The organism is Mesorhizobium sp. M0018, assembly GCF_040323955.1.
GTDB lineage: Bacteria > Pseudomonadota > Alphaproteobacteria > Rhizobiales > Rhizobiaceae > Mesorhizobium.
In genome coordinates, this window is sequence record NZ_JAMYVL010000010.1 from 48738 (window position 1) to 62336 (window position 13599).

A 13599-nucleotide genomic window follows, 5' to 3' on the forward strand; every position below is an offset into this window, starting at 1 on the left:
CAAGCGTTGATTATCCCTAAAACAGGCCTTCGATCTGGCCCATTTCGTTCAGGAAAATCTTTTCCGAGGATGGCGCTTTGGGCAGGCCGGGCATGGTCATCACCTCGCCGCAGATGATGACGACGAAGCCGGCGCCGGCAGACAGCCTGACCTCGCGCACCGGTACGGTGTGGCCGGTCGGCGCGCCGCGCAGATTCGGATCGGTGGAGAAGGAATATTGCGTCTTGGCCATGCAGACCGGCAAATGACCATAGCCGGCGTGCTCCCAGGCGTGGAGCTGGTCGCGCACCGATTTGTCGGCGATCGCTTCGGAACCGCGATAGATGCGCTGGACGATGGTGTTGATCTTCTCGAACAGCGGCATGGCGTCGGGATACAGCGGGGCAAATTGCGACGCGCCGGATTCGGCCAACGCCACGACTCTTTTGGCCAGTTCCTCGATACCGGCCGATCCCTGGGCCCAGTGCTTGCACAGGATCGCCTCTTCGCCCATCGAGGCGACGTAATCCTTCATCGCCTGGATCTCGGCCTCTGTGTCGGAGTAGAAATGGTTGATGGCGACCACAGCCGGCACACCGAACTGGCGGATGTTCTCGATGTGGCGGCCGAGATTCGCACATCCCTTCTTGACCGCCTCGACGTTCTCCTTGCCGAGGTCCTCCTTCTTGACGCCGCCATTCATCTTCATGGCGCGAACCGTGGCGACGATGACCGCCGCGGCGGGCCTCAGGCCGGCCTTGCGGCATTTGATGTCGAAGAACTTTTCGGCACCGAGATCGGCGCCGAAACCGGCTTCGGTGACGACGTAGTCGGCAAGCTTCAGCGCCGTCGTCGTGGCAACGACGGAGTTGCAGCCATGCGCGATGTTGGCGAAGGGGCCGCCATGCACGAAGGCCGGGTTGTTCTCCAGCGTCTGCACGAGATTGGGCTGCATGGCGTCCTTCAAGAGTACGGCCATGGCGCCGTCGGCCTTGAGGTCGCGGGCATAGACGGCCGACTTGTCGCGACGATAGGCGACGATGATGTCGCCGAGGCGCTTTTCCAGATCCTTCAGGTCGGTCGACAGGCACAGGATGGCCATGACTTCCGAGGCGACTGTGATGTCGAAACCGGCCTCGCGCGGGAAACCGTTGGCGACGCCGCCGAGCGAACAGATGATCTCGCGCAGCGACCGGTCGTTCATGTCCATGACGCGGCGCCAGACGACGCGGCGGGTGTCGATGCCGAGCTCGTTGCCCCAGTAGATGTGGTTGTCGATCAGCGCCGACAGCAGATTATGGGCGGTGGTGATGGCGTGGAAATCGCCGGTGAAGTGGAGGTTCATGTCCTCCATCGGCACGACCTGCGCGTAGCCACCGCCGGCGGCACCGCCTTTGACGCCGAAATTCGGTCCGAGCGAAGCCTCACGGATGCAGACGATGGCCTTCTTGCCGAGGCGGTTGAGGCCATCGCCCAAGCCCACCGTCGTCGTCGTCTTGCCTTCGCCGGCCGGTGTCGGGTTGATGGCGGTGACGAGGATCAGCTTGCCATCCTTGTTGCCCTTCACCGACTTGATGAACTCGGCCGAGATCTTCGCCTTGTCGTGGCCGTAGGGCAGAAGATGTTCGCTCGGAATGCCGATCTTCTGGCCGATCTCCTGGATCTGCTTCTTCCTGGCGCCGCGCGCGATCTCGATGTCGGACTTCACTTCGGCCATGGACGACTTCCCTCTGAATTGGACGGATTTGACTAGTGTGGTCGCAAGAATAGCCCGGCATTGCAGGCGCGGGCATGTTCTACCCCTGTCGCTGCCGCGGCGTCAACTTTCATGCAACTATGTTTCCTACGAAGAAAATGCCTCTGCGGCCGGCTGCCCTGCTACAGGTTCTTTTCGCGCCGGTTGCCGCGCCGTATAGAAGCCAGAGCAGGCGCGGTTCCGCCGTCTCAAAACAGCCGCGTAATACGCGAAAAGCGACAGAAGCAACGGCGCAAATTCACCAGCGCCGGCTGTGCGGGACGATCCGCTACTGCGTCAGCACGTTGCTGATCTCGACCATGTTCGAGCGCACCCTGAGTATGTAAAAACCCATCGTCGTCAGATGTGTCGGCAACAGCCAGCCGTCCTCGCGGCCATTGGCGATGATGAAGGGCTGGATGCGCAGTGCCGAGACGAACTGCGCGTCCATCGTATCCCACAGGTTCTGCAGGTGCTTTTCCTTGATGACGTCCTCGAAGTCGGCCTGTGCGCCCTTCATCAGCCCGTAATAGGCATAGAGCTGGCCATAGGCGAACCAGAAGCGGTCGTCGGCGCGAGTGTCGAACCAGCCATTATTGTGGTTTTCGGCACGCTCCTTGAGGATCGCCGAGGTCGAACCGATATCGGACGAAATGCGGTCGATATACTGCTTGAGATTGTCGGCGCGGGCATCGAACGTCGCCTGGCAGGCTGCGAGGCGGGCGTTGAAGGAACGCAGCTTGCGCACCGCGTCGCGATAGTAGCTCGGCGTCGGCGTCTTGGGGCCGAACGGGTTCAAGCCGAAATACCAGGTTTCCTCGTCGAACTGCAGATTGCCGCGGGCATCCTGCAGGTCGGCGTCGATCTGCGAGGTGGTGCGGACGCGGCCGAGATTATCGGCAAGCTCGGTCGCAGTACGCCGCACCGCCTGGTTGATGCCGCGCTGGAACGAAGCCTTGTTGTCCATGAACGGCGTGTGATCCCAGTCGATGCCGAACAGGCCGAGCTTGTAAAGAATCATCGACGACACCCAGGCATTCTGGTTGACGTTGAAGTCGGTCAGGTCGGCCGCAACCTGGGCAATGGCTGAATTTCCGCAGGTCTTGGCCGTGTCGGTGCCGGCGCCGGCGGAAACCTGTTCACCGGCGGAGCTGTTGCGTTTTTCGAACGTGTATTTGTCGACGTAATTCGGGTCGAAATTGTTCCACCACTGGGTGGCGTAGAAGAAGTTGACATAGAGACCGATCAGCACGAGCACAGCCAGGCCGAGCACCGCCTTCAGGATCCAGCCGCGTTGCGTGTACCAGCGCCCCGCCCACAGGAACGGCCACAGGATCGCGCCGATGAGCAGGCCGATGCCGCGGCCAATCCACTGGAAAATCCGGGTGAAGAAACTCACGATCGGATCAAGCATGGCGATGTCACCCCTCAGTCAGTCAAGCCGTAGAGGCGCGTGCGAAACGCCACCTTGTCCTTCAGATATGTGGTTTTCAGAACGTCCACAACATGCGATCGCCAGGCGTCGCTGAAGCCCTCATAGTCCCTGTAGAAGCCCGGCTTGTTGAAGACGTAACGCGAAACGAAGTCCTGCGGCACGAAGTCCGAGATCAGCTGGTTGGTCAGCCAGGCGTCGGGATGGTCCGGCTTGGCGCGGATGACCAGGAAGCGCTGCTGCGGGAACACGTCCTCGATCTTGAGATGGCCGAGCTGGGCGATCTCGCGCTTGGCGGCGTTGAGGAAGGGAAAATTGCCGTCCCTGGTGATCAGATCGGTATGGCCGTGGATCCAGGTCTGCAGCCAGACCTTGTCGACGTCGGTCAGATTGCGGTCGGGATCGGCGTCGCGGATCAGCGCGCGCACCACCATTTCGGCGCGATGCTCGAGATAACCGGAGGTTTCGATCCATGAGGCGCGCGGCAGCTCGATGCGGCCGGTCGAGGCGAGGAACTTGAACACCTTGTCGGCATCGTGGATCGAAAGGTAACTCACCTGCCACGGCCGCGAGCGGCGAAAACCGGGCGCTGCCGGGTCGCTGATCACCGTCGTCACGTCGGGATCGACGAACACATAGAGCCCGCCGAAATGGCTGGTCCAATAGGCATTGTGACGGAAGATCACCTGGTCCGGCACCAGCGCATTCTCGCGGATGTCGCCGCAGACCTTCGCCAGCTCGACCATGTGGGCCAGCATGGCGTTGTCGCGCCAGGCATCCGGCTCCTGCTTCAGCCGGTCGACCAGCTTGCCGAGCTCGGCGGCCTTGCCGAGCACATCCTCGGCCGACAGCACCTTGAACTCGACCTGGTTGATCGACAGCAGGTCCTCGATGTCGTCGACCTTGGGGACCGAATCCTCGATCTCGCCGTAGATGACGTCCTTGATCGTCAGCGCATCGATGGCGCGCTGGTTCTTGGACATGAACTCGTACATCAGCAGCGAGGTGTTGGAGAACGCCGTGTGCACCACCGGCAGGTCGATCTGCGACGGCGTCAGGATAATGAAGCGGCGGTTGACCTCGTTCGGATCGAGGTAGCTGTAGTCGCCGCATTCCTCGGCGACCTGCGGCGAGAAGCCAGTGCGGTCGATCTCGAAGCTTTTCAACTTGGTCGGCTTCAAGCCGAACGCGACCATCGCCTTGTTGTAGCGCTGGATCAGGTGCGGCTCGTCGATCGTCAGCAGCCGGCCGTAGATCAGCTCGTTGTCGCGCAACAGATCGGGTTTCTTGGCCATTATTCCTTCTCCGCGTTCACGGGGAGACGGTGCCCGAAGGGCGGATGAGGGGCGCGAACGCTCCTTCTCCCCTTGTGGGAGAAGGTGGCCGAGCGAAGCTCGGTCGGATGAGGGGTGTTCCAGCTTGACGAATACCCCTCATCCGTCGCCTTCGACGCCACCTTCTCCCACAAGGGGAGAAGGTGGCGTCGGCGCATCTCACGCATTCCACAGCCCCTTTTTCTTCAACCCCTCGATCTCGCGGACGGCACGCTCCCGCAGACGGGTGTCGCGGATCATCTTGGTCACCGCCGCATCATCGGACTTGTCGGAATAGCGGAATTCGGAATCCGCATAGCGGTTGATCTCCTGCATGACCATGTCCATCGAGAATGGCCCGCGCAGCTCCTCGATCATCGCTTTCTTGTCGTCGTAACCCTTGTGCATGAAGGCTTCCGGCTTTTCGAACCACTCGTCCGGCAATTCGATGTCCATGGCGCGCATCTTGATGGCATCGGTAACGTTCTTGATGGCGCGGCCGGTAAAGCGCGGCTCGGCATCCTTGATCAAGTGCAGATAGGTGCCGATGTCAGCCATCGTCTTCGGCGCGCCATTCTCCTTCATGTAGCGCTCATAGACCTTCATCAGCCCGTCTTCCTGCGGCTTTTCATGCTCCTCGTAGGCTTCCATCACCGCGCGCTGGATTTCCTGGGCAGCGTAGAGCTTGTGCTCGCCGAGCGGGATCTTGTGGTTCTTGCCGGCGAGCAGAACGAAGATGTCGATGTAGTCGTCGCGGCTCTGCGGGCCATCGACCAGCCAGCGCGCGCCGGCGCGCTGGCGCAATGCGTCGTCGACGTTCTCGGGATAGTTGGAGAACATGCCGAACGAGCAGTTGCCGCGCACCACGGTCGCCGCACCTCCAAAGGCATCCATCAGGACGCCGGTGATTTCCTGCTGGCCGGCCGAGGCGCGGTCGTCGGACCGGCGTGCCGCCACCTGGTCGATATCGTCGATGGTGCCAAAGCCGATGACGCGCGGGTTCAGCACATTGTTGATGAACTGGCGGCAGTTCTGGCCCGACTTGCCCTGGTAGGAGGAGATCTGGTCGACGCCGAAATTCTCGTAGGCGAAGGGATAGCCGGCGACCTGGCAATAACCATTGAGAAGACCAGCGATCATCTGGATCAAGGTTGTCTTGCCGGTGCCGGGCGCGCCATCGCCGATAAAGGTGAACAGGAAGCCGCCGAGTTCGACGAATGGGTTCAGCTCACGCTCGAAATCGTAGGCCATCAGCATCTTGGCAAGCTTGACCGACTGGTATTTGGCGATGTGGTTGCCGACGACCTCTTCCGGTTTTTTGAAGGTCATCACCAGCGGCTTTGCCCGCTTACCCGGCGCGACGTCGAAGCCGTCAAGGGTAAAATCGTCGACGTCGATGCGGATATGCGCGTTCTCGAACGGACCGATGCCGTCGAAGCGGCCCTTTCGCGCCAACAGCCCGTCGATCGCGACGCGGGCAAAGGCGCGGGCGCGGGTCATCAGGTCGGCATCGTCCTTCGAACCTGCTATCGCCCTGTCGAGCCCGGCCACGATCGACTTCACCGCATCCTGTGGCGTGTCGAACAGAAAGTCCGGCTCGGGCGTGTCGTTCGGCGCCTCGCCGTCGCTGTCGATCAGCTGGAACAAATAGGAGGCAAGGCTGAAGGCGGAGATGTAGGCAGAGGCCGACAGCAGCTTCTTGAAGGTGGCAGCTTCATCGCCTTCGAGCGGCGAGCGGGCGTTTTTCGCCTGCAGACTTTCGAGGTCCGAGCCCTCGGCGAAGACATCCGATATGGCCAGCGCTATCGCTGTGCCGCGCCGGGCGCGAAACAACAGCGTGTGCTGCGGGATGGTCAGCAACTGGTCGTCGGAATGGACGGCGGCGACGGTTTTGGAGAGCTCGACCTCGCGCGTGCGGCGCGCCGAGCCGACCGAGACGGTAGAGACGAAGCGGCGGTTGGTGCCGGCAAGCGCGGTGCCGGACTCGCGCGATGGGTCCTCCAGCACGACGATGCGGGTGATGAAACTTTGCGCAGTGGCACGGTGCTTTTCAATTGCCGCTTCCGGGATGGTGGTCAGGCCGGTGTCCATGGAGGATGCTCCGCGATTTGACGGTCAGACGTCGCTGATGACCTGCCCTTTGGACAGGATGTGGACCTTGTAGCCCGAAAAGATCTTCTGCGCCTCGCCGGCGGCATAGAGCGCCTGATAGGCCTCGTGCGGAATCAGCGCATGGTTCTCGTAGTTGGACACGCCTTGCCGCGCGGCCTCGAGATCGTCGGTATTGATGAAGAATTCCTGTGTCGTCTTTTCGCTCGAAAACAGCCCCTTGCGGCCTGGCTTTTCGGCCTTGGAAAAGACCTCCTGGATGGTCCAGGTCAGCAGCCAGGCGTTTTCCGGCTTGCGCACCTTGGCCAGCACTTCGCTCACCGTCGAATTGTTGTCGGTTATCCCTGCAGAATAGAACGGGCCGAGCACGACGCGACGCAGTTGCTTGGGATGCAGCGGCTCGAAATCCTTGTCGAGGTTGACCGCGATGGTCGCCGGCGACAGCGCGTAGGCGGAATTCTTTTCGGTGAAATCGTCGAAACGGTGGGCAAGCTCGGGATTGAGCAAGCCGTCGACCGGCAGCGGAATGTCGATCCTCTCATTAAGTTTGCCGCTGGAGTCGACAAGCTGCCGGATCATGTCGTCCGAGGAATCCTCGACCGTCACCATATAGACAAGCGGCAGGTTGGCGCTGCCGTCGAAGCAGGCCCAGTGGACCAGATAATAGGGGCGCAACGTCTTCGGATTGACCGACACCTTGACCGTCTGGGCCAGCGTGAACGGGCCGAAGGTAGTCTCGCTCTTGACGTCCTCGAGGTAAAGCCGCTCGGCCATCGACTTCTGCAGCGCTTCGGGACATTCCTTGTGGCGCAGGATGAAGTCGGCCATTTCCTCGCGCAGCTCGCTGGCCGAAGGGATGACGGCGAGTCGCGCATCGGCCTGGAGCCGGTCGTTTTCCAGTTCGAGCAGGTTCTGGAAGACCGGGAAACCGCTTTCGGCGCGCGAGATGCGGAACGTCTCGGTGAAGCCCAGCCGGTTGCGCCAGCACGAGAACGACTTGTCGAGCCGCGCAATATATTCGGCGACGACCTTGGCGACGATGCCGTGCCGGTAGAGCGGCGAGCGATCGTCGCGCATGAACACTTCGAGGCCGCCAAGTGCCGCCGCGATCGCCGAGAAATAGCGCGCCGCAGCTTCGTTTTCGGGGGTCATGCTGCCAGCCCTCGGGAGCAGTGCACGTGCAGCAATTACGACTGCACGTAATTTGCCGAATTGTGCTTCTTCATCACATCGTCGAAGCGGCGGGCGAAGGCATCGTCGGCGAGCTTCTTGCGGCGCTGGATGTCGGCGGTGGCGACCATGTTTTTCTCGTGCATTTCAAGCAGATCGCCGATGTGCTTTTGCGAGGCGGCACCAATGCCGGCCATGGTCTCTTCGGCGGTGTTGTCGACCTGGCTGCCCAGCGTGTTGATCTTGTGGGCGACATCCTGTTGGGCGGCGGTCTTCAGCGAATCTTCCAGCGCCTTGTACAGCACGATGCGCTGCTCGGTATCGATGGTCAGCTTGTTGATCAGCGTCGATTGCGCCGCGATCTGGTTGTTGAGCGAATCAACGAAGGTCTGGAACATCGAGGTGTAGCGCTCCAGCGTCTGGCTTTCGGCCAGCAATTCCTGCTCCTTGGCCTGCTTTTCGTTGTATTCCGTGGCCAGTTTCGAGCGTTCGCCTTCAAGCTGCGTGCGCTCCTTCTGGCTGGTCGAGGCGGCGATCTTGTTCTCGATGTCGAGCAGCATCGGGTTGAGTTCTTCGATGCGTTTCTGCACGGTCTCGAGATTGGACATGGTGGTCTTGCGGCGCTCGATCACCTGCGACAGGCTGGCCTCGGAGGTCTTGTAGCGCGTGTCGAGAACCTGCTTCTGCGCCTTGAGGATGCCGACGATGGTGTCGGATTTCGCCAGCAGCTCCTGCAGATTGCCGGCCAGCGACATGTTGCGGACGCGGTCGGTGCGCAGGCGCTGCTTGCGCTGGCTGGAGAAGACACCGACGAAATTTTCCCAGCCGGTGTAGTTCTTCATGCTCTCGAATTCGGCGCCGAAGACGTTGGTGGCGTCCTCGAGGCCGATAATCAGGTCGGCGATATTGCCTTCCATCACCTTCTGCTGCTTCAGCACGTCCTCGATGCGGGCATTCTCGATGTCGAAATTGGCGTCGCCGATCTTCTTGTCGGCGGTGGCGAGCGTCTCGAGCACAGTACCGGACTGCTCGATCTTGGTGCGCATGTCCTCAACGACCTGCTTGGTCTTGGCAATCTCGGCGTCGAAATTCTGCAATGTCGCCATTGGGGCCTCCCGCTTCGGCATCGGTTTCGTTTCGCAAACCGCCGCGAATATATGTGCCGGGTTTGGCGAATGAAAGACGGAAGACATGGGATTACAGGAAAACAAAAGAATTTCAGGAGGCCGACCGCAGGATAGTCAGGCAATGATTACGGTGTAACTGCCGTCCGGTCAGACACCGCTTCAACCGCGGCTGGACTTTAGGTCGGGGAGCGACGCTCAGGGCTTGGGATCGGCCTTGAGGTAGGCGATGACATTGGCGATGTCGTCGTCGCTGGTCAGGCCGGAGAAGGCCATTTTGTTGCCAGGGACCTTCTGCCGCGGCGCGCGCAGGTATTCGGCGAGGATTGCTTCGTCCCAGACCAGGCCGGCGGCGCCGGCGTCCTTCATCCCCTGCGAGTAGCGGCTGAGATAACTGTCCGCGGTGCCGGCGGTGCGGCCGACGACACCCAGCAGATGCGGGCCGACCTTGTCGTGGTCGCTCGTTGCCTCATGACAGGCCACGCATCTGTTGAAGACTTTCTTGCCGAGAGCGGCATCGCCGTCGGCATGCGCGGCAAGAGCGCCGGCGATGAGGAAAGCAGTTGCAGATGAGATGGCTCGAAGCATGGGAACTCCCCGACGGCTCTGGCTGAGAGGTTCTGAAATAGGAAGCAGGCCTTAAACAAGCGCCGCACGATGGCGCGATTGGCGAACGAATGTCGGCCGGGAGGTCGGATGAAAGCAATAGCGCTGGTCAGGTTCTGGTGAAGCCGATGAAATCGTCGGGCACGGCGCGGCCCATTTCCTCTTCCCAATGGCGGCGGCAGAGCGAGACATAGACATCCTTGCCGATCGCCACCTGTTCGCCCTGTTTCGCCACCTTGCCGTCGGCGCCGAGGCGCACCACCATCGTCGCCTTGCGGCCGCAACGGCAGATGGTGCGCACCTCGCGCAGGTCGTCGGCGATTGCCAGCAGGGTGCGCGATCCGGAAAACAGCTTGCCCTGGAAATCGGTGCGCAGGCCGTAGCACATGACCGGGATGTTCAGCCGGTCGGCGATGCGGGCGAGTTGCCAGACTTGCTCCTCTTCGAGGAACTGGGCCTCATCGATGAAGACGCAATGGACCGTGGCGTGGTCGTGATGCTCGGCGACCCGGGCAAACAGATCGTCGCCGTCGCGGAAAATCTCGGCTTCCCTCTCCAGGCCGATGCGCGACGAGATCAGCCCGGTATCGCCCTTGCGGTAGTGGCCGGCGATGAACAACATCGTCGTCATGCCGCGCTCGCGGTAATTATACGAGGCCTGCAACAGCATCGTCGTCTTGCCGGCATTCATCGTCGCATAATGGAAGTACAGCTTGGCCATGCCGTCCTTTTAAGCCGAGTTGCAACAAAGCGGGGAGGGGGAGCGCCTACATTCCACCGGGAAAAGGCGACTTCCATCCGGAAAGCGGCGGGCGTGTCGCTGATCGGCCAGCCTGCGCCGTTGTTCGTGATTGCCTTAGTGCTTGAAACCGCAGCAGAATGATGTTTGGCTGACGGAACAAAGGCGGAGATAAACCGTCGCTTCGCTTCACCGAGAACTGAAATGGGAGAATTTTCATGTCGCGTATGAGTTCATTCGTCGCCGGCCTCGGCCTGGCGGCTTTTCTATCCACGACTGGGGCCTTCGCCGGCGATCCGGAAAGCTGCAAGACGGTGCGGCTGTCCGATGTCGGCTGGACCGACATCCAGGCGACCACCGGCGTCGCTTCGGTGCTGCTCACGGCGCTCGGCTACGAGCCGCAGGTGATCCAGCTTTCGGTGCCGGTGACCTATGCGTCGCTGAAGAACAAAGACCTCGACGTGTTCCTCGGAAACTGGATGCCGTCGATGACCAACGACATCAAGGACTATGCCGCCGAAGGCTCGGTCGAGACCGTCAGCGAAAATCTCAGCGGTGCCGGCTACGGCATCGTCGTTCCGACCTATGTCGCCGATGCCGGTGTCAAGACGCTGACCGATCTCGGCAAGTTCAAGGACAAGTTCGACGGCAAGATCTACGGCATCGAGGCCGGCAATGACGGCAACCGCATCATCCTCGACATGATCAAGGATCCGAAGACCAATCTTGAAGGCTTCGAACTGGTCGAATCTTCCGAGGCCGGCATGCTCACCCAGGCCGAGCAGTCGATGAAGAACAATGAATGGATCGCCTTCCTCGGCTGGACGCCGCATCCGGTGATGGGCGCCATGAAGATCACCTATCTCGAGGGGATGGGAGATAGCGGCTTTGGTGCTGCCACCGTGCATACCAACGTACGCAAGGGCTACATGAGCGAATGCCCGAACGCCGGCAAGTTCATCGCCAATCTGAAGTTCAACCTCGACATGGAAGGCGAGATGATGGACGCGATCCTGAAGGGCGGCGATGCCAATACGGTCGCGACCGACTGGCTGAAGAAGCACCCGGACGCGGTCGCTCCCTGGATCGCCGGCGTCACCACCTTCGACGGCGGCGATGCGGCGGCTGCGGTGAAAACGGCGCTCGGAAGCTGACCCGACCATCTGGCATGACGAGACAAAGGGCAGCCACGGTAGAAATGGCTGCCCTTTTTCATATCCTGTGACAAGATGACCGTCCGGCGAAGGACGGCGCCGGCAGAAGAGGGGCTAGATGGATCCGATCTCCAAATTCCTGGTCAGTTACAAGATTCCCATCGGGGCATGGGGGAAGGCGTTTTTCGGCTTTCTCACCGACAATTTCGACACCATCTTCAGGGCCTTTTCCAACAGCCTCAACTTCCTGCTCGACGGCATCGTCGACGGGCTGCTGTTGCTGCCGCCGGTTCTGCTGATCGCGCTGATCGCTCTGCTCGCCTATTTCCTGCAGCGCTCGAAAGGCCTGGCTTTGGCGGTATTCATCGGATTGCTGTTCATCCTCAACCAGAACCTGTGGAAGCAGACGGTGGAGACGCTGGTGCTGGTGGTCGCCGCCGCCGCCGTGTCGATGGCCATCGGCGTGCCGCTCGGCATCTGGGCCGCGCACAAGCCGAAGGTGTATCGCGTCATGCTGCCGGTGCTCGACCTGATGCAGACATTGCCGACCTTCGTCTACCTGATCCCGGTGCTGACCCTGTTCGGCCTCGGCAACGCGCCCGGCCTGATCGTCACCATCATCTTCGTCATCCCGACCTCGGTTCGGCTCACCCATCTCGGCGTCACCTCGGTGCCGAAATCGATCGTCGAGGCGGGCGAGGCATTCGGCGCCACCAAGCGCCAGCTGCTGTGGAAGGTCGAGCTGCCTTCAGCGCTGCCGACCATCATGGCTGGGCTGACCCAGTCGATCATGCTGTCGCTGTCGATGGTGGTGTTCGCCGCCCTGATCGGCGCCGGCGGCCTCGGTACGGAAATCAACCGGGCGCTCGGTTCGCGCAGGATCGACCTCGGGCTTGAGGCAGGGCTCGCCATCGTCGTGCTCGCCATCGTGCTCGACCGGATGACGCGCATCGGCGTGGGAGGCAAGAAATGACCGTCGCCGTCGATTTCAGGAATGTCGACATCGTCTTCGGCGCCGACCAGGCAGGCTCGCTGGCGCTGATCGACAGTGGTGCCACCCGAGCCGAGATCCTCGAAAAAACCGGCAACGTACTGGGCTGCGCCGGCGCCAGCCTCACCGTGAACGAGGGCGAGATCTCGGTGCTGATGGGGCTTTCCGGCTCCGGCAAATCGACGCTGCTCAGAGCCGTCAACCGGCTGAACGTCGTCTCGCGCGGCCAGGTGCTGGTCAAGGATGGCGACGGCACGGTCGACGTCGTCACCTGCGACGAGGCGACGCTTCGGCGGCTGCGGCAGAAACAGGTGGCGATGGTGTTCCAGCAGTTCGGCCTGCTGCCGTGGCGCACGGTGGAGGAGAATGTCGGCCTTGGCCTCGAGCTCGCCGGCGTACCCGAAGCCGAGCGCAAGGAGCGGGTGAACAGGCAGCTGAAGCTGGTTCATCTCGACCAGTGGTCGAAGAAATATGCGCATGAGCTTTCCGGCGGCATGCAGCAGCGCGTCGGCCTGGCGCGCGCCTTTGCCACCGAGGCGCCGATCCTGCTGATGGACGAGCCGTTCTCGGCGCTCGATCCGCTGATCCGGACCAAGCTGCAGGACGAGCTGCTGCAGCTCCAGGCCGAGCTGAAGAAGACCATCATCTTCGTCAGCCACGACCTCGAGGAGGCGCTGAAGATCGGCACCCATATCACCATCATGGAAGGCGGGCGCATCGTGCAAACAGGCGCGCCGGAAGACATCGTGCTGCGGCCCGCCAACGACTATGTCCGCGACTTCATCGCCAATGTGAACCCGCTCTCGGTGCTGACCGCGTGGAACGTCATGCGCGACCGCCGCGACCTCGAACATGGCGAGAACGGCTGGGTGTGGCTCGACCGGCGCAGGACGACGCGTTTCAAGATCGACGAGCATGGGCTGGTGGCGGCGGCCGAGCGCGACGGCAAGCCGGCGGTCTGGGTGTCCTGCGCCGATGTCGAAGCCCAGCCGGAGGAGACGGCTCAGGTATTCTGGGCCAATCCCGGCACCTCGCTGAAGACCGTGATGCTGGCCATGCATCGCTCGCAGACCGCACCCGTCGCGCTATTCGACGAGCAGTCGCGCTTCGTCGGCGCCATCGGCGTCAGGGATGTGTTGAGCGCGGTGTTGCGAAGATAGTTTTTCTCCTTGGGGAGAGAACCAAGACCAAACGCCGAGTTCTGTCGCGCCCCCTCTGTCCTGTCGGACATCTCTCCCACTTGGGGG

Annotated in this window: 11 protein-coding genes; 3 read left to right on the top strand and 8 right to left on the bottom strand. The window is 61.6% G+C overall.

The genetic code is table 11. From position 1 onward, the window contains the following. Window positions 1-16: 16 nt before the first annotated feature. The 8 genes from NKJ81_RS15905 to NKJ81_RS15940 form a co-directional block, all read right to left on the bottom strand. Complete coding sequence (locus tag NKJ81_RS15905) at window positions 17-1696, bottom strand: formate--tetrahydrofolate ligase (protein WP_023679514.1); 1680 nt, start codon at window positions 1694-1696, stop codon at window positions 17-19. A 307-nt stretch (window positions 1697-2003) separates the two neighbouring features. Continuing rightward, window positions 2004-3128, bottom strand: coding sequence for a DUF2333 family protein (locus NKJ81_RS15910; protein WP_352450540.1), 1125 nt, complete (start codon window positions 3126-3128; stop codon window positions 2004-2006). Between the two features lie 14 nt (window positions 3129-3142). After that, complete coding sequence (locus NKJ81_RS15915) at window positions 3143-4441, bottom strand: DUF6638 family protein (protein WP_352540987.1); 1299 nt, start codon at window positions 4439-4441, stop codon at window positions 3143-3145. Between the two features lie 198 nt (window positions 4442-4639). Beyond that, window positions 4640-6550: an AAA family ATPase gene (locus NKJ81_RS15920; protein WP_352540988.1), complete on the bottom strand. Its 1911-nt coding sequence runs from the start codon at window positions 6548-6550 to the stop codon at window positions 4640-4642. Between the two features lie 24 nt (window positions 6551-6574). Continuing rightward, window positions 6575-7720, bottom strand: a complete 1146-nt coding sequence (locus tag NKJ81_RS15925) for a hypothetical protein (RefSeq protein ID WP_352540989.1) — start codon at window positions 7718-7720, stop codon at window positions 6575-6577. A 35-nt stretch (window positions 7721-7755) separates the two neighbouring features. Next, complete coding sequence (locus NKJ81_RS15930) at window positions 7756-8844, bottom strand: hypothetical protein (protein WP_352540990.1); 1089 nt, start codon at window positions 8842-8844, stop codon at window positions 7756-7758. A 216-nt stretch (window positions 8845-9060) separates the two neighbouring features. After that, a complete protein-coding gene (locus NKJ81_RS15935; RefSeq protein ID WP_352540991.1) occupies window positions 9061-9450 on the bottom strand; it encodes a c-type cytochrome in 390 nt (129 codons plus the stop codon). Between the two features lie 127 nt (window positions 9451-9577). After that, the gene (locus NKJ81_RS15940; protein WP_352540992.1) at window positions 9578-10189 is read right to left on the bottom strand and encodes a thymidine kinase; all 612 of its coding nucleotides are present in this window, start codon (window positions 10187-10189) and stop codon (window positions 9578-9580) included. A gap of 236 nt (window positions 10190-10425) precedes the next feature. Here NKJ81_RS15940 and NKJ81_RS15945 point away from each other — a divergent pair, with 236 nt between their 5' ends. The 3 genes from NKJ81_RS15945 (at window position 10426) to choV (ending at window position 13512) form a co-directional block, all read left to right on the top strand. Beyond that, the gene (locus tag NKJ81_RS15945) at window positions 10426-11361 is read left to right on the top strand and encodes a choline ABC transporter substrate-binding protein (protein WP_292660734.1); all 936 of its coding nucleotides are present in this window, start codon (window positions 10426-10428) and stop codon (window positions 11359-11361) included. Between the two features lie 118 nt (window positions 11362-11479). Then, window positions 11480-12334 carry a choline ABC transporter permease subunit gene (gene choW / locus NKJ81_RS15950; RefSeq protein ID WP_254819158.1) on the top strand — a complete coding sequence of 285 codons (855 nt, stop codon included), beginning with the start codon at window positions 11480-11482 and terminating at the stop codon, window positions 12332-12334. Then, window positions 12331-13512, top strand: coding sequence for a choline ABC transporter ATP-binding protein (gene choV, locus NKJ81_RS15955; protein ID WP_352540993.1), 1182 nt, complete (start codon window positions 12331-12333; stop codon window positions 13510-13512). The genes choW and choV overlap by 4 nt, the downstream gene beginning before the upstream one ends. The last annotated feature ends 87 nt before the right edge of the window (window positions 13513-13599 follow it).